General features: G+C 69.2%; 14 protein-coding genes. 11 read left to right on the forward strand and 3 right to left on the reverse strand.

What is annotated here, in order from left to right; genetic code table 11:
• The first annotated feature begins 113 nt into the window (after nucleotides 1-113).
• The 7 genes from mihF to AB0F51_RS16930 all read left to right on the forward strand — a co-directional run bounded on the left by mihF (nucleotide 114) and on the right by AB0F51_RS16930 (nucleotide 7265).
• The gene (gene mihF, locus AB0F51_RS16900) at nucleotides 114-428 is read left to right on the forward strand and encodes an integration host factor, actinobacterial type (protein WP_360280604.1); all 315 of its coding nucleotides are present in this window, start codon (nucleotides 114-116) and stop codon (nucleotides 426-428) included.
• An 8-nt stretch (nucleotides 429-436) separates the two neighbouring features.
• Nucleotides 437-1099, forward strand: coding sequence for a guanylate kinase (gene gmk / locus AB0F51_RS16905; protein ID WP_360280607.1), 663 nt, complete (start codon nucleotides 437-439; stop codon nucleotides 1097-1099).
• A gap of 4 nt (nucleotides 1100-1103) precedes the next feature.
• Entirely contained in the window at nucleotides 1104-1412 is a 309-nt protein-coding gene (rpoZ, locus tag AB0F51_RS16910) for a DNA-directed RNA polymerase subunit omega (RefSeq protein ID WP_328325165.1), read from the forward strand.
• A 10-nt stretch (nucleotides 1413-1422) separates the two neighbouring features.
• The gene (gene coaBC / locus AB0F51_RS16915; RefSeq protein WP_360280611.1) at nucleotides 1423-2646 is read left to right on the forward strand and encodes a bifunctional phosphopantothenoylcysteine decarboxylase/phosphopantothenate--cysteine ligase CoaBC; all 1224 of its coding nucleotides are present in this window, start codon (nucleotides 1423-1425) and stop codon (nucleotides 2644-2646) included.
• Complete coding sequence (locus AB0F51_RS16920) at nucleotides 2643-3779, forward strand: winged helix DNA-binding domain-containing protein (protein WP_360280614.1); 1137 nt, start codon at nucleotides 2643-2645, stop codon at nucleotides 3777-3779. Before coaBC ends, AB0F51_RS16920 begins: the two co-directional genes overlap by 4 nt.
• A gap of 180 nt (nucleotides 3780-3959) precedes the next feature.
• Entirely contained in the window at nucleotides 3960-5153 is a 1194-nt protein-coding gene (gene metK, locus AB0F51_RS16925; RefSeq protein ID WP_360280617.1) for a methionine adenosyltransferase, read from the forward strand.
• A gap of 72 nt (nucleotides 5154-5225) precedes the next feature.
• Nucleotides 5226-7265, forward strand: a complete 2040-nt coding sequence (locus AB0F51_RS16930) for a primosomal protein N' (protein WP_360280620.1) — start codon at nucleotides 5226-5228, stop codon at nucleotides 7263-7265.
• 4 nt (nucleotides 7266-7269) lie between these two features.
• Here the strand turns inward: AB0F51_RS16930 and AB0F51_RS16935 are convergent, their stop codons facing one another.
• Entirely contained in the window at nucleotides 7270-8262 is a 993-nt protein-coding gene (locus AB0F51_RS16935) for a DUF5937 family protein (protein ID WP_360280623.1), read from the reverse strand.
• A 95-nt stretch (nucleotides 8263-8357) separates the two neighbouring features.
• Here AB0F51_RS16935 and AB0F51_RS16940 point away from each other — a divergent pair, with 95 nt between their 5' ends.
• The 4 genes from AB0F51_RS16940 to AB0F51_RS16955 all read left to right on the forward strand — a co-directional run bounded on the left by AB0F51_RS16940 (nucleotide 8358) and on the right by AB0F51_RS16955 (nucleotide 13784).
• Nucleotides 8358-9563 carry an MFS transporter gene (locus tag AB0F51_RS16940; protein ID WP_360280626.1) on the forward strand — a complete coding sequence of 402 codons (1206 nt, stop codon included), beginning with the start codon at nucleotides 8358-8360 and terminating at the stop codon, nucleotides 9561-9563.
• Entirely contained in the window at nucleotides 9560-9877 is a 318-nt protein-coding gene (locus AB0F51_RS16945; RefSeq protein ID WP_360280629.1) for a hypothetical protein, read from the forward strand. Before AB0F51_RS16940 ends, AB0F51_RS16945 begins: the two co-directional genes overlap by 4 nt.
• A gap of 617 nt (nucleotides 9878-10494) precedes the next feature.
• The gene (locus AB0F51_RS16950) at nucleotides 10495-12543 is read left to right on the forward strand and encodes a DUF222 domain-containing protein (RefSeq protein ID WP_360280632.1); all 2049 of its coding nucleotides are present in this window, start codon (nucleotides 10495-10497) and stop codon (nucleotides 12541-12543) included.
• Nucleotides 12544-13166: 623 nt separating this feature from the next.
• Nucleotides 13167-13784: an HAD family phosphatase gene (locus AB0F51_RS16955; protein ID WP_360280635.1), complete on the forward strand. Its 618-nt coding sequence runs from the start codon at nucleotides 13167-13169 to the stop codon at nucleotides 13782-13784.
• Nucleotides 13785-13809: 25 nt separating this feature from the next.
• On the opposite strand, the gene AB0F51_RS16960 is transcribed toward AB0F51_RS16955, so the two are convergent.
• Nucleotides 13810-15003: a hypothetical protein gene (locus tag AB0F51_RS16960; RefSeq protein WP_360280638.1), complete on the reverse strand. Its 1194-nt coding sequence runs from the start codon at nucleotides 15001-15003 to the stop codon at nucleotides 13810-13812.
• A 4-nt stretch (nucleotides 15004-15007) separates the two neighbouring features.
• On the reverse strand, nucleotides 15008-16282 hold the full coding sequence (locus tag AB0F51_RS16965) for a C39 family peptidase (protein ID WP_360280641.1): 1275 nt from the start codon (nucleotides 16280-16282) through the stop codon (nucleotides 15008-15010).
• Nucleotides 16283-16338 lie beyond the last annotated feature (56 nt).

Raw genomic sequence — 16338 nt, forward strand, 5'->3', positions numbered from 1 at the left:
TCGGCGACGGTGGCGCTCGAGCGCGACCGTCGCCGTCTGGTGTGTTGTTTGCTGTCGGAGGGAGTGTTTGGCTAGGTTCACCTGCGAAGACACACAACGGGACAGGTGAGACGGTGCCACTTCCTTCTTTGACCCCGGAGCAACGCGCGGCTGCTCTGGACAAGGCCGCTGCCGCACGGCGTGAGCGTGCGGAGATCAAGAACCGGATCAGGCACTCGGGGGCGTCTCCTACGGAGGTGCTGCACGAGGGGCAGACCAACGACGTGATCGGCAAGATGCGGGTCAGCGCGCTGCTGCAGTGCATCCCCGGTGTCGGCAAGGTGCGCGCCCAGCAGATCATGGAGCGGGCCGGGATCTCCGAGACCCGCCGGGTCCGCGGTCTGGGGACCAACCAGATCGCCGCTCTGATGCGCGAATTCGCCGAGTGACGTCCACGATGACACCGCCGTCCGATCTGATGCCGAGTGAGCTGGAGACAGACGTGGTCACGGGGAACGGTTCGGCCGACGGCGGACCAGGCGGTGCCGGCGGAGCCCGCCTGACCGTGCTGGCCGGCCCGACGGCGGTCGGCAAGGGCACGGTCGCGGCCGACATCCGGGAGCGTTTCCCGGACATCTGGATCTCGGTCTCGGCCACCACCCGCAAGGCCCGGCCGGGCGAGGAACACGGTGTGCACTACCTGTTCGTCTCCGACGACGAGTTCGACCGGATGATCGCCGACGACGAGCTGCTCGAGTGGGCCGTGGTGCACAAGGCCGCCCGCTACGGGACGCCCCGTCAGCCGGTGCTGGACAAGCTGGCCGAGGGCCGGCCGGCGCTGCTGGAGATCGATCTGCAGGGTGCCCGGCAGGTCCGCGAGACGATGCCGGAGGCGCATTTCGTCTTCCTGGCGCCGCCGAGCTGGGACGAACTGGTCCGCCGGCTGGTCGGCCGGGGGACCGAAACGCCGCAGGAGCGGGAGCGCCGGCTGGAGACCGCGACGCTCGAGCTGGCTGCCGAGAAGGAGTTCGACGTGACGATCGTGAACGCGTCGGTTCGGGAAGCGGCCGATCAGTTGGTAAAGTTGATTCGATCACCCAACATCTCTGGAAAGAGCTGACACTTTGTCTGGCAACCAGCCCGTCGCCATCGGCATCACCTCGCCGCCGATCGACGACCTGCTCACCCACACCGACTCCAAGTACAAGCTGGTGCTGTACTCGGCCAAGCGGGCGCGGCAGATCAACGCCTACTACTCCCAGCTCGGCGAGGGCCTGCTCGAGTACGTCGGTCCCCTGGTCGAGACCCACGTCCAGGAGAAGCCGCTGTCCATCGCCATGCGCGAGATCAACGACGGCGTGCTGACCTGCACGGACATCGACCCCGAGGCCGAGGCGGAAGCCGCCGCTGCCGCCGCGGAGAAGTCCGAGTAACCGCCCTTACATGAAGTCGGTGGTGCTCGGCGTCGGCGGCGGGATCGCGGCGTACAAGGTCTGTGATCTGCTCCGCCGGCTGACCGAGTCCGGGCACAGTGTCCGGGTGGTGCCGACCGCGGCCGCCCTGGAGTTCGTCGGCGCTGCCACCTGGGCGGCGCTGTCGGGTCAGCCGGTGACGGCCGACCCGTTCGACGACGTCCACGAGGTTCCGCACGTCCGGATCGGCAAGGGCGCGGACCTCGTCGTCGTCGCGCCCGCGACGGCGAACCTGATCGCCAAGGCCGCCCACGGGCTGGCCGACGATCTGCTCACCAACACGCTGCTGACGGCGCGCTGCCCGATCCTGTTCGCGGCCGCGATGCACACCGAGATGTGGGAGCACCCCGCCACCCAGGCCAACGTGGCCACGCTGCGTTCTCGCGGCATCACCGTGCTGGACCCGGCCGTCGGCCGGTTGACCGGCGCGGACACCGGCCGCGGCAGGCTGCCGGAGCCGTCGGAGATCTTCGCGATCAGTCAGTTGATGCTGGCTGACGAGGCCGCCCGCGCCGCTGGCCAGTCCGTCGCTGATCTGACCGGCAAGCAGGTGCTGATCAGTGCCGGTGGCACCCGTGAGCACCTCGACCCGGTGCGCTACCTGGGCAACTCCTCGTCCGGCAAGCAGGGCTACGCGCTGGCCCGGATTGCCGCCGCCCGTGGCGCCAAGGTGACCCTGGTCGCGGCCAACTCCGAGCTCGCGGACCCGGCCGGCGTCCAGGTCGTCCCGGTCACCAGCACCCGCGACCTGTACGACGAGATCACCGGCCGGGCCGGTGACGCCGACGCGATCGTGATGGCCGCCGCCCCCGCCGACTTCCGCCCGGCCGATGTGGCCGAGCACAAGATCAAGAAGACCGGCGACGGCTCGGTGCCGTCGGTCAGCCTGGTGGAGAACCCGGACATCCTGGCCACCATCTCGCACGAACGCCGCCGGACCGACCAGGTGATCGTCGGGTTCGCCGCCGAGACCGGTGACGCCCAGCACAGCGTGCTGGAGCTCGGCCGGGCAAAGCTCGAGCGCAAGGGCTGCGACCTCCTGGTCGTCAACGACGTCTCCGGCGGCAAGGTCTTCGGCAGCGACGAGAACGAAGCGGTCATCCTCGACCGCGACGGCGCCGCCCTGCCCGTCCCCTCCGGCAGCAAGGACGCTCTGGCCGGCGTCATCTGGAACCTGGTCGCAGCCCATTGGTGACCTGGCCTGCCGTCGTCGCGCGGCGGATGGCACGGCACCACCTGAGCGTTCCAGCGGCGAGTAGCCCGGCGGACGTCGTACGGGCGATGGCTGGGGCGCATGCTCAGGTGTTGTCGGCTGGTGAGACCTCTGTTGCCCTCCGGCTCGAGGGAGCGACGCGGGTCGACGTACAGCGGGCTCTGTGGGAGGACCGGACTCTGGTGAAGACGTTCGGGCCGCGGGGGACCGTTCATCTGTTGCCGACCGATGAGCTGGCCAGTTGGGTGGCCGGGTTGTCCGCTTTGCCGCGGCCGGCTGCTTCGGTGCCGGAGACGATGCGGATGACTGCGGAGCAGACCGCCCAGGTTGTAGCGGCGATCGGGGACGCGCTGGCGGACGACGACCTGACTGCCGACGAACTCGGCGACGAGGTGGTCGGCCGGACCGGTTCGTGGGCCGGCGACCTGGTGATGCCGGCCTTCCAGGGCTACTGGCCGCGATGGCGGCAGGCGATCTCCGAGGCCGCGAACGCCGGAGTCCTTTGCCACGGACCCAATCGGGGACGCAACACCACCTACACCAACCCGCACCGGTTCGCGCCGTTCGAGCCGGTGAGCAAGGACCAGGCGATCGGTGAGCTGGTACGGCGGTACCTGTGGTCCTACGGACCCGCGACCCCACAACACTTCGCGAAGTGGCTCAGCATCTCACCGGTCCTCGCCACCAAGGCCTTCACGTCGTTGGCCGACGAACTCGAGGAGGTCCTGCTCGACGGCACCCCCGCGTGGCTGATCCGCGGCGACACGGACTTCACCACCGAGTCCGCATCCGGCGTCCGCCTCCTCCCGTACTTCGATGCGTACGGCGTCGGCAGTCATCCCCGCGAACGGCTCTTCCCGGGCAAGGCCTGGGATCGTGCGCTGGCCCGCGGACAAGCCGGCAACTTCCCCTTGCTGCTGATCGACGGCATCGTGGCCGGCGTCTGGCACCAGCGACGCAGTGGCCGGACGCTCACCCTGACGGTCGAGCCGCTCCGCGACCTCAAGCCCGGTCAGCTGCGGCAGCTCGACGACCAGGCCGAGCGGCTCGGCGCGATCGTCGACGCGAACCCGGTGCTCACGATCGGAGCGGTGACGGTCGGACCCCACGCCTGATTCAGGCGGGTTAGTCCAGTATGTGAGCAGGCCGTCTCGCCACGTGGGCGAAATGCGTGCTGGTTCCGGCCGGTGGGCACAACTGCTGGCATACTTCCCCACAGCATCGCGTGAGGCGGTGCGCGGACGGGGACGACCTTTCCCGTCGGGTGGCAGACGAGAAAGTCCAAGGGAGAATCCGTGGCACGGCGCCTTTTCACGTCCGAGTCGGTGACCGAGGGTCATCCGGACAAGATCGCTGACCAGATCAGCGACTCGATCCTCGACGCCTTGCTGGCCGAGGACCCGAAGAGCCGCGTCGCGGTGGAGACCCTGGTGACCACCGGGCTGGTGGTGGTGGCCGGCGAGGTCACCACGTCGGCGTACGTGGACATCCCGGGGATCGTCCGCAACCGCATCCTGGAGATCGGCTACGACTCGTCGCTGAAGGGTTTCGACGGTGCCTCCTGTGGCGTCACGGTCGCGATCGGCAGCCAGTCGGCCGATATCGCCCAGGGCGTCGACACGGCGTACGAGACCCGTTCGGACGCGTCCTCGGACGTGCTCGACCTGCAGGGCGCCGGTGACCAGGGGCTGATGTTCGGCTACGCGTCGAACGAGACGCCCGAGCTGATGCCGCTGCCGATCACCATCGCGCACCGGTTGTCCGCGCGGCTGTCCGAGGTCCGCAAGGACGGCACGATGGCCTACCTGCGCCCGGACGGCAAGACCCAGGTGACGATCGAGTACGACGGTGACAAGGCGGTCCGGGTGCACACCGTGGTGGTGTCCAGCCAGCACGCGGCCGACATCAGCCTGGACTCGATGCTGACCCCGGACGTGAAGAAGCACGTGGTCGACCCGGTGCTGGAGCAGTTCGACATCGACTCGGCCGACTACCGGCTGCTGGTCAACCCGACCGGCCGGTTCGAGATCGGCGGCCCGATGGGCGACGCCGGGCTGACCGGCCGCAAGATCATCATCGACACGTACGGCGGGATGGCCCGCCACGGTGGCGGCGCCTTCTCCGGCAAGGACCCGTCGAAGGTCGACCGCTCGGCGGCGTACGCGATGCGCTGGGTGGCCAAGAACATCGTCGCGGCCGGCCTGGCCGCGCGGGCCGAGTGCCAGGTTGCCTACGCGATCGGCAAGGCGGCGCCGGTCGGTTTCTACGTGGACACGTTCGGCACCGAGACGGTGCCGGTGGACAAGATCAGCGACGCGGTGCTCGAGGTGTTCGACCTGCGCCCGGCCGCGATCATCCGCGACCTCGACCTGCTCCGGCCGATCTACGCGCAGACCGCGCGCAACGGTCACTTCGGCCGCACCGGTGAGGACTTCACCTGGGAGCGCACCGACCGGGTCGAAGAGCTGAAGGCAGCCGTCAGCAAGTAGTTCTCCACGAACCGCCCGTGACCTGTGGATGGTCGCGGGCGGTTTGTCGTTTCCCCCGACTAGAGTTCCTGGGTGGCATCGAACGGGGACTCACCTGAGCAGCTGACGCTGCTGCGCGAGACCGTTCGGCGTTCGCGGACCAAGGAGCCGGCCGGGATCACTTCGTCGCTGCCGGTCGCCCGGATCGCGGTCGACGTGTCGCTGCCGCACCTGGACCGGCCGTTCGACTATCTGGTGCCCGACGATCTCGCCGAGGCGGCGCAGCCCGGCGTACGGGTGAAGGTGCGGTTTGCCGGCAAGGACCTCGACGGGTACGTCCTGGAGCGGCTGGAATCGTCGGAGCACGAGGGCAAGCTCGCTAGGATCCGCAAGGTCGTCTCGCCCGAGCAGGTGCTGACGCCCGAGGTCGCCGATCTCTGCCGCGCCGTCGCCGACCGGTACGCCGGAGTCTTCGCCGACGTGACCCGCCTCGCGGTGCCACCACGCCATGCGAAGGTCGAAGCAGAGGCGCTGAAGTGCACCCAGCCGGTCCGCCCGGCAACGTCGGCCTCGCGCTCCGAGTGGGCGCCGTACCCGCTGGCTGCCGGGTTCCTCGATGCGGTGACCCGTGGCGAGGCGCCGCGCGCGATCTGGACCACAGTACCGGGGGCCGATTGGGCGACGGCCTTCGCCCAGGCCGCAGCTGCTTGTGCCTCGGCAGGTCGTGGCGCGCTGCTGCTCGCCCCAGACGCACGCGACCTGGAGCGACTCGCTGCAGCCTGTACTGCGGTGCTCGGGCCGGACGGGTTTGTCATGCTCTCCGCCGATCTGGGTCCGACCGCGCGGTACCGGGCCTTCCTTACCGCCCTGCGCGGCTGCACTCGGGTGGTGATCGGCACGCGCGCCGCAGCCTTCGCACCCGTCGCGGACCTCGGTCTGGTGGCTTTGTGGGACGACGGCGACGACTCGTACGCCGAGCCGCGCGCGCCCTATCCGCATGCGCGCGAGGTGGTCCTGCTGCGCGCGTACCGGCAGAAGTGTGCTGCGTTGCTGGGCGGCTTCGCGCGCTCTGCCGAGACTGCTGCGCTGATCGAGTCGGGTTGGGCGGTCGAACTGATCGCGGATCGCACGGTGATCCGCGCGGCCGCGCCGGCCGTCCACATCGCGGGGGAGTCCGACACCGATCTCGCGCGCGACCCGGCGGCTCGCGCAGCGCGGCTCCCGCACCGGGCTTTTGAGGTGGCGCGGGAGGGGTTGAAGACCGGGCCGGTGCTGGTCCAGGTTCCGCGGGCTGGGTATCTGCCAAGCCTGGTCTGCCAGACGTGCCGTGCGCCGTCTCGCTGTGCCACCTGCGGCGGTTCGCTCCGTCGTACGGGCGGATCGGGGCCGCCGAGTTGCAGTGTGTGCGGCCGACCGGCCGCGGATCACCGCTGCCCGGAGTGTGGTGACACCCGCATGCGCGCCGCCGTCGTCGGAGCCCGCCGTACTGCGGAGGAGCTCGGCCGCGCCTTCCCCGGAGTACTGGTCCGGACCTCGGGTGGCGACAACATGCTGGACTCCGTTTCCGATCAGCCGGCCTTGATCGTCACGACCCCGGGTGCCGAGCCGGTCGCCGCTGGCGGGTACAGCGCGGCATTGTTGCTGGACACCTGGTTGTTGCTCGCCCGGCCGGATTTGCGTGCGCCGGAAGAGGCGGTGCGCCGGTGGTTCAACGCGGCCGCTCTCGTTCGGTCTGCTCGCGACGGCGGGGCAGTGATCATGGTGGGGGAGCCGTCCGCGACTCCGTTGCAGGCGGTGGTTCGGTGGAGCCCGGAGGGGTTCGCGGCGCGCGAGCTGGAGGAGCGGCGTACTGCGCGGCTTGCGCCGGCGGCGAAGCTGGCCGAACTGACCGGGCCGACCGACGCCGTGTCCGACCTGGTGACGCGGGTGCGGCAGTTGATGGATCCTCAAGCGGGGCTGGACGTTCTCGGGCCGGTGGCGATCGACGACGAGACCTCGAGGGCTGTCGTGCGGACTCCGCGGGCGGCCGGGACGAGTCTGGCTCGGGCGCTCAAGGAGGGGCAGGCGGCTCGTAGTACGAAGAAGCTGGTGGGGTCTGTGCGGGTGCAGGTCGACCCTGCGTCCTTCGGGTGAGTTGTCAGGCTGTCGCGAGGGCTGCTGGGCGGGAGGCGGCCAGGAGGTGGTTGCCGAGGGTGGTGCGCGAGTAGAGGACCGTGCGACCGTCCCGGCGTGAGTCGACGACGCCAGCGTTGCGCAGGATGCTTAGGTGCACGCTCAGGGTCGGTGCGGAGACACCGAGCTGGTGGGCGAGGTGAGTGGTCGACATCGGCAGGTCGAGGTGGCTGACGATCGCGGCACGGGTCTTGCCGACGAGATCGGCGAGCGGCGACTCGCTGAGGTCTTCCTGGCTCTCCCAGAGCCGGCCAAGCCCGCGCGGCGGGTAGGTCATCGTTGGGAGATGCGGCGCAGCGGTGATCTGCAGGGTGGTCGGCCAGGTGAACACGCAGGGGATCAGCAACAGGCCTTGGCCGGATAGCGGCTGGCCGTCGCAGCAGTAGGGCTTGTCGACCTCGATCCGGTCGCCGCGGAACGTCACCGAGGGGTGGAGATTGCGGAGCAGCCCGGCCACTCCGCCGCAGGACAGCTCGTCCAACCGGTAGGCGAGGTCCTCCTGGAGCAGCGACCGGATTCGGCCCCAGTCGGGCTCGATCGCCAGCCGCCAGTACTCGTCGAGCGCGGTCGTGATGCGGACGAGCGCCTTGGCCGGGTTGGCGATCAGCTCGGGCAGCAGGGGGTGTGGCGTGTCCTGCTGCAGCTGGGTCAGTTCGTCGACGACCAGCGGCAGGGGAGTGGCGGCGATCGCGGCCAGGCCCGATTCGAAGCTGGTAGAGCGGCGCGGCGGCGCCGGGGTGATGAAGTCGGGGATGTAGCTGACCGGCGGGATGAGGGCCTTCAGCAACGAAAGGTCGTGCTGCGCCAGCAACGGGCGGACCTTGCGCAGCCACGGTCCGTGCACGCTGCCCGTCGTACTGTTGCTCAGCGCCCGGATACTCGTCACGGTCTCCCAGACCGGCGAGAACGCGAACCTGATCCGGCTCAGGTCGTCAGGGCTGAGCCGCAGGGTGATCACCGGACAACCTTAAGGCCGGGGTAGCGGCCGGGTCTAAGGATTAGTCCACGGTCTAATGATCGACAGACCGGGCGGATGGCCTGAAGGTGGTTTCCATGAACGATGCTCCACGCCTGCCACGCGCCTTCTGGGCTCTGTGGGTCTGCCAGCTGATCAACCGGCTCGGCAGTTTCGTCCAGCCCTTCCTCGTCCTCTACCTGACCCAGGAGCGTCACCTCTCAGCCGGTACTGCGGGTGCGGTGGTGGCCGCGGTCGGCGCGGGGTCGGTGGTGTCGCAGCTGGTCGGCGGCTGGCTGTCCGACCGGTTCGGTCGCCGCCGCACGATGCTGATCGGCTTCCTCGGTACTGCGGCCGCGCTGATCCTCTTGGGTTCGGCTCGCTCGATGGTGACGATCTGGGCGGCGGCGTTCGTGGTCGGCCTGATGGGCGACCTGTTCCGGCCTGCGGTCCAGGCGACGGTGGCCGACCTGCTCCAGCCGCGGGAACGCGTTCGCGCCTACGGACTGTTGTTCTGGGCGATCAACCTCGGCTTCTCGGTCTCCACCGTCAGCGCCGGCGTACTGGCAAGCATCGGCTACAACTGGCTGTTCTGGATCAACGCCACTACGTCGGTCGTCGCCGCGCTGGTGATCTGGCGAATGGTGCCCGAGACCCGACCGGTGCTCGACGACGGACCGCGTCGGCCGCTGCTGCCGGTCGCCTTGCGAGACTCCACCTTCCTGCTGATGATCCTGCTCCAGATCGGCTACGCAACGATCTACTTCCAGGGCTACTCGACGTTGCCGCTGGCAATGGCCGGCGACGGCTTGCCGTCGTCGACGTACGGCTTGGTGATCGCTCTGAACGGTGTGGTCATCGTCCTGGTGCAGCCGTTCGTCAACCGGCGCCTGGCGGCCCTCGATCGCCCGAAGCTGCTGGCCTGCTCGATGCTGGTGGTCGGCCTGGGTTTCGGCCTGGGCGCTGTTGTGGACAGTTGGTGGGGATACGGGCTGTCTGTCGTGGTCTGGACAATTGGCGAAATCGGCTTCGCAGCCGTGATCGGCGCGGTGCTCGCCGACCTCGCCCCGATCGACCTCCGCGGCGGCTACCTCGGCCTGGCCGGCAGCATGTCCTTCGGCCTCGGCAGCGTCATCGGGCCATTGCTCGGCACCAACGCTCTCGAACACTTCGGCGGAGCGACCGTCTGGCTAGCCTGCGCCGCCCTGGGCGTCATCCTCTTCCTCGGCCAACTCGCCCTCGCTCCGGCGCTGCACGCCCGCGCCGAGGCGAACGCCCGGGCCGAGGACGAAGTACCGGCGTGATCAATCGCGGATTCATGAAGGCCGCCGCGGCCGCCGCGGCGGCGATCAGGGCGAGGGATGCCCAGAACGCGCTCCCTGCCGCCGCGTGTGGCGGGCTGGAGCTGAGGCGGTGGAGGAAGACCGTCCCCAGCAGCGCGACGCCGACCGTACCGCCGAGTTGCTGGACGGCGTTGAGCAGACCCACCGCCGAGCCTGTTTCAGCTGGCCGCACACGATGCAGCGCGGCGATGAAGAAGGACGTGGTCAACACACCAGCTCCCACCCCGCTGATCCCGACGGCCGACAGCAGCCAGCCGATCATGCTCGCGTGGTAGACACCGCTCGTCGTCAGCACCCGGCACCGAACGGCGCCAGCCCCGTACTTCGGGATCAACAGACGCCCGGCCAGCCAGGCCACGAGCCTCGAACTCGTTGACCAAGGCAACAAGATGAGATCCCGATCCGGAACAGGCGTTTGCACCCGAGATGTCGCCGAGCCGCCCGCCGGCGATCAGCAGTCCGGCGAACGGCAGCGTGTAAGCGGCGCTCAGCTCGGACCTGGACTCCCTGCACCACGACCTCACCTTCCCGAAATCAACTCCCAGGAAAGCGCCCCCATACTCTGAACCTCAAGTCCTCCGCCCCCTCCACGCCCCGAACGCCCAGCACACGGGCCTGGCCTGCCGGTTCATAGGGTGTCTGGGCGTTTCATAGATTGGCGGCATCCGTCGCGTACCCGTGCTCGTACGCCCTACCCGTGCTCGTATCGCAGGCTGAAGCTCGTGCCTGCCCGAACCTTCTGCTTCCACCGCAGACTTATCGCCGAGCGGTGACACTCCGGGATCACAGCCCCGTCACCTGGTTGGCGTCGGGCCTCCATCGCCTTACAGGCAAGGGATCCCGGGCATATCGCGATTTGCATCGATCAATCACACAGAGTAGTATCGAACACATGTTCGCATCCGATGTCAGTGAGTACACGGCCCGGGAGACCCTGTCCGCGGCCGACGAACTGACCGGGCTGCGCGACCGCATCGACGTCCAGCTGCTCCGCCTCGGCCAGCACTTCGCCGACCTCCACCCCGCCCCCGCCACCATCTCCGACCACGAACTCGTCCCCGGCGGCGAACAAACCCGCGTCTACGGCGGCGCCGGCTGCCCCGCCGTCGCCGAGTTCGCGGTCGCCGAGTTCGGCGCCGTCACCGGCCGCTCCACCTGCGCAGCCGCCCGCTACATCGGCCAGGCCCTGGCACTGCGCCACCGCCTCCCCAGACTCTGGGCACAAGTCGAATCCGGCCACGCCACCCCCTGGAAAGCCTGCAACATCGCCCAAGCCTGCCGCGACCTGTCCGAAGAAGCAGCCGGCATCGTCGACCGGCGCGTGGCCGCCATCGTCAACACCCTCAGCCCGCTGCGCCTGCACAACATCGTCAAAGCCGCCGTCTGGGAAGCAGACCCGATCGCCGCCAGCGCCCAGGCAGAACAACGCGCCCGCGAACGAGGCGTCTGGACCGGCCGCACCGACGGCCTCGGCACCACCACCTTGTTCGTCAAAGCCGCCACCGGCGACATCATCCGCTTCCAAGCCACCCTCGACCAACTCGCCGACGCCCTCGCCGCCCTCGGCGACACCTCCCCCCTCAACGCCCGCCGAGCCCGCGCCATCGGCCTCATCGCCGACCCCGCCCTAACCACCGACCTCCTCAAAGTCGCCCACCACCTCACCCCACCCACCGCAGCCGACACCGCCCCACAGGACCCCGCCGCACCCGACACCGCCCTACCCGCCCCCGTCCCGCCCGACGCCACCCCCGTCCCGCCCACCCCCGTCCCGCCCGACGCCACCCCCGTCCCGCCCGACGCCACCCCGCCCAACCCCCTCCCGCCCGAACCCACATCCACCCCCACCGCCCTACCCAACCCAGTCCCACCCGTCTCCACATCCACCCCCGCTGCAGTCGACACCACCCCGCCCGAAGCCGCTGCCGCCCACCCGCCCGAGCCCCAGTGCACACCGCAACCTGCCGCCGACTCCGCACGCGCCTGCCCACCCGAGCCCCAGTGCACGCCGCAACCTGCCGCCGACTCCGCTCCCGCCTGCCCACCCGAGCCCCCGTGCGCACCGGAACCTGCCGCGTCTGCACACGCTCCTGGCCACGCGCCCGCTCCCTCACCCCAGCCCGCCGGCCCCGCGTCCCAACCCACTGCTCCTGCACTCCAGCCCACCGCCGATATCGCTGTACCCCCCAGCGTCGCGCCGACGACCCCGCCGGAGTCCGTCGACCGTGCGCAGCAGGACCCGCGCCCGGGATCTCAGCCTGTGCACTGGCCCTGGGACGAGACACCTGGCCCCGAGAACCCGGAACAGGACCAGGAGCCGGGGCAGGAGCCCGGCCAGCGCGAGGCGAACGAAGAAGACACATCCAGGCTCGAGCCCGAGGCGCTGCGCCGGTTGATCGGCAAACTAGCCGCCACCCAACAGCCCACCACCCACAAACCCACCCGCCGGCACGCCAGCGGAACGACGCTCTACGTCCACCTCACCGACGAAACCCTCCTCACCGGCGAAGGCGTCGCCCGCATCGAGGGCCACGGACCCATGCTCATCACCCAGCTCGCCGAACTCACCGGCCACAACCACATCACCATCCGCCCCGTCATCGACCTCAACGACAAACTCAGCGTCGACGCCTACGAAATCCCCCAGCGAATCCGCGAACACCTCAAACTCAAATACCCCACAGAACAGTTCGTCTACGGCACCGCCGACACCAGCCGCACCCCCGACCTGGACCACATCCAACCCTTCACACCCAACGGCCCACCCGGCCAAACCAACACCGACAACCTCATCCCGCTCCGGCGCTTCAGCCACCGGGTCAAAACCCACGCCGGCTGGCAAGTACGCCGCCTCGACAACCACACCCTCGAATGGACCACCCGCCACGGCTTCAAATTCATCGTCGACCACCAAGGCACCCACCCCGCCGACCGACAATGAACCCGACCACCAACCAGCAAGCCTGATCAACCGAGGCGGCGATAGCAGTAGCCAGCAACCACCAGCATGCAGGCGAACTGCCCCGTCGATGCGCAGGAGCCGAGCGATGGCAGCGATGGCTCGAGCGTCGTGCCCGCCCGAACCCCTCGTGGGGCGCGCAGGCTCGCCGAAGAACGGTCGCATCGATCCGGCGCGCCGGGTGAGCTAAGCCTGGCGACCGCCAGTCGGGCGCGGGTGGGTGCAAACGCCGGCAGGAACATGTCGACGCGGGTTCGGGATGCCTGCGCGTTGCACCGCGAGGGGTTCGGGTGGGTGCGACGCTTCAGCCCGGAAGGCGGGTGCGGGTGGGTGCGAGACTCCAGCAGGAACACGCCGACGCGGGTTCGGGATGCCTGCGCGTCGTACCGCGAGAGGTTCGGGTGGGTGCGACGCTTCAGCCCGGAAGGTGAGTACGGGTGGGTGCGAGACTCCAGCACGAACACACGCTGACGCGGGTTCGCGATGCCTGCGCGTTGCGCCGCGAGAGGTTCGGGTGGGTGCGACGCTTCAGCCCGGAAGGTGAGTACGGGTGGGTGCGAGACACCAGCATGAACCCAGCACCAGACGTTTCGTAGGGTGGCGGTATGAGTGAGTCGAGGGTTGAGGTTGTGGTGTTCGATATTGGTGGGGTGTTGCTGGACTGGAGTCCGGATTATTTGTACCGGGAGTTGATTCCGGATGTCGCGCAGCGCGAGCACTTTCTGACCAACGTTGCGACGCACGAGTGGAACCAGCAGCAGGATGCCGGGCGGACCTGGGCTGAGGCGGTAGCCGAGTTGACCGCGTTGCACCCGGAGCACGCTGAGTGGATCGAGGCCTACGACACCGGCTGGCTCCAGATGGTCAACGGTCTGATCGAGGGGACCGCCGAGATCGTCACCGAGCTCCGGTCGCAGGGCGTGCCGACGTACGCGTTGACGAACTTCTCGGCGGAGAAGTGGGAGATTGCGAAGGAGGCGTTCCCGATCCTGGCCGGGTTCACCGGGGAGGTTGTCTCCGGTACGGAGCGGACGGTCAAGCCCGGCGAGCAGATCTACCGCATCCTGCTGGAGCGCTACGACCTAGACCCCGCCCGGGCCTTCTACACCGACGACAAGGAGGCCAACGTCGTCGCCGCCCGTGCGGTCGGCATGCAGGCCGAGGTCTTCACCGACGCCCCCACCCTCCACACCCACCTGAAATCCCGCGGCCTCCCCATCTGACGCCAGCCCCCGAGGCCCAGCAATTTCAGGTGGTGGTGACGGCGAGGGCTTCGGTGTATTTGCGGGCGGCGCCAAGGTGGGCGACCTCGACGATGAGGGTGCCGTCCTGGCAGGTGGGTGGGGTGAGGGCGGCGTCCGGGGGAGTGGCGTAGATGCGTTGCGGGCGGGCGATGCCGGGTTGCCAGCGATGCAGCTGGAAGCGCTCCACGCCTTCGGTCACCAACCGCACCTCCCAGTGGATCCAGTTGCCGCACGGCACGATCGTGTCGGTGACGATCGGGCCGAGTGAGCGCGCCGGGCCGCCGGCTGTCTCGCGGACGTAGGCGGTGCTTTGGTACTGGTCCGGATCCGTCGGGCCGACCTCCGACCAGACAGTTGCCCCACGCAACGATGCGCCACTCCATTGGAGGCAGTTCTTCGCCGCCGCGACTGGCCGGACAGCAGCGCCTCCAGTCAGCCCGACGGTCAGCAGCCGCTTGCACCGGCGCGAGGTTTCCGGCGCGGTGATCTCGCTGAAGGTCACCGAATCGCCCGAGACGACCGGATCGGCGATGTATCCCGGATCGGCCACGCAGCTCACCGTGCGCGACGTCAGCGTCGCGAGCTCGGCGATCACCAGACAGGACCGGCGTTTGGCATCGGTGCTGCTGTAGGCGAAGGTCCCGCCGGCCGCTCCGATCTCCGGCTCGGAGATCCGGGGCAGCGCCGGCTGAGTTGCCAGGTCGATGCCCTTGCCGGTCGTCAGGTCGTACCGGTATGCGCGGATCTCCGGGCTCGGACCGCTGTCGCGGATGTCCTCGATCAGCGCCCAGCGGTCGTCGATCACCACCGGCGATTGCGCGACGAACCCGGCCGGCGGGACGTGCTTCACGACGACCCGCTTGCTCGTCCGGTCCGTCACTGTCGTGGTGCCCGCCTCGTCGCTGCTGCGAGTGACGAGGTACTTCCGCTGCTGGGTCACGACGTGCTGCCCGTCGACCGGCTGCTGCAGGATCTTGGTCCAGGTCGGCGGACCGGCGGGGGGCGACGGCACACTCGGGCTCGGCGACGTCGGCGTACCGTCCGGCGTGGCCGGGGTCGACGGCGAGCCCGCGCCCGGCGTACCGGGAGCGGTGGTGCTGGGCGGCGCGCTCTCGGGGGAGTCGGAGGAGCAGGCGCTGGCGAGCAAGGCGAACCCAGCTACGGCTGCTACCGGAGCCAGAAACTGTGTACGACGCATTCGCCTACAGACCCATGTTCTTGAACGAGTTGGCCAGGGTGGCGTTGAACAACGCCGAGGCCGGAACGTTCTTCGGCCCGTGGGTGACGTTGCCGCGGCTGTTGAAGCGCCGCTCGTTGAACACCTCGAAAATGGCGATCGTTCCCTTCTGAGCGTCGTACCCGCGACCGACCTGGAAGTGCCCGCTGTGGTTGAACGCGAGGTACGGGAAGTACCGCTTCAGCAGTTGCGGGTGCTCGATGATCGGCGCCGGCTTGCCGTCGCCGAGGTGGCTGCGGTGGACGGCGAAGAACTTCTGGGTGTTCCAGTGGCCGACGCTCTGGACGATGTAGCTGCCGGCCGCGAGGTCCCAGTTGGTCTTCAGGTTGGTCTGCTTGACCATCGCGGTGATCGCGGTCCCGGAACTCGTCGAGCCGAGGTCCTTGGCCCAGGACGCCTGGGTGTCCTTCTGCTTGTCGTCCGCCCAGTCGATCGACTGGAACGTCGCCGGACCGCACCAGTAGCCCCGCTCCTGCGAGGTCTGATAGCCCTTCATGATGTACGACGACGACGGCAGCTGCACCACGGGCGCGGAGGTCGACGGCTTCGGCACACCCGGCGAGGCAGGCGTGGTCTTCACCGGCACACTCGGCGTCACGGTCGGCGTCGTGGTTGGTGTCGTGGTTGGGGTCGGTGTCGGGGTCGGCGCGACCTGGTCCGAAGTACCAGCTGGTACTTCGAGTTCGCGCAGCGCGCGGGCCTTGTCGCGGCCGTCCCAGGCCGCCCGCATCTCCTCGAGCTCCGCGTTGAGCCGCCGACTGTCCGGCAGCGCCGACCGCGCGGTGACGAACCCGGCCGGCGTCAGCGCCCCGGTCGCGATGTCCTGCTCGGCGCTCGCGTCCCCACCTTCGGCATCAGCTGAAGCGCGGCTGTCAGCCTTGGCGGTCAGCTCACTGAGCTGCGCGCCGCTGGGCAGCTTGTCGACGAAGCCCAGCCCGAGGCAGTAGTTCTCCGTCTCGAGTTTGAAGCACCGCATCACCTGCTTGCTCTGGTCCGCGAGAGTGGTTGCCCGCAGCATCGGCGCGTGCGGCGCGGTCCGGATCACCTGCCGCGCCAGCTCGGACCACGACCTCGCCACCGGCGGCTCTGCGGTCGGAGCGGTCGATGCTGCCGGGGCGGTGGCCGGTAGCTCGGCTGGTCCCGAGGGCTCTTGAGGTATGCGGGCCGCGGCCAGTGGGGCCTGGGCGAGCAGGGCACCGAGCAGGATCAGGCCGGCTGCCCCCCGTGTCGCTGTGGGCATTGTGGTCTCCCGTTGGGCGTGTGACGGTAGTGACTGTTGGTACGCCTGAGACCACA

The sequence above is a fragment of the Kribbella sp. NPDC023855 genome (assembly GCF_040639475.1).
Lineage (GTDB): Bacteria > Actinomycetota > Actinomycetes > Propionibacteriales > Kribbellaceae > Kribbella.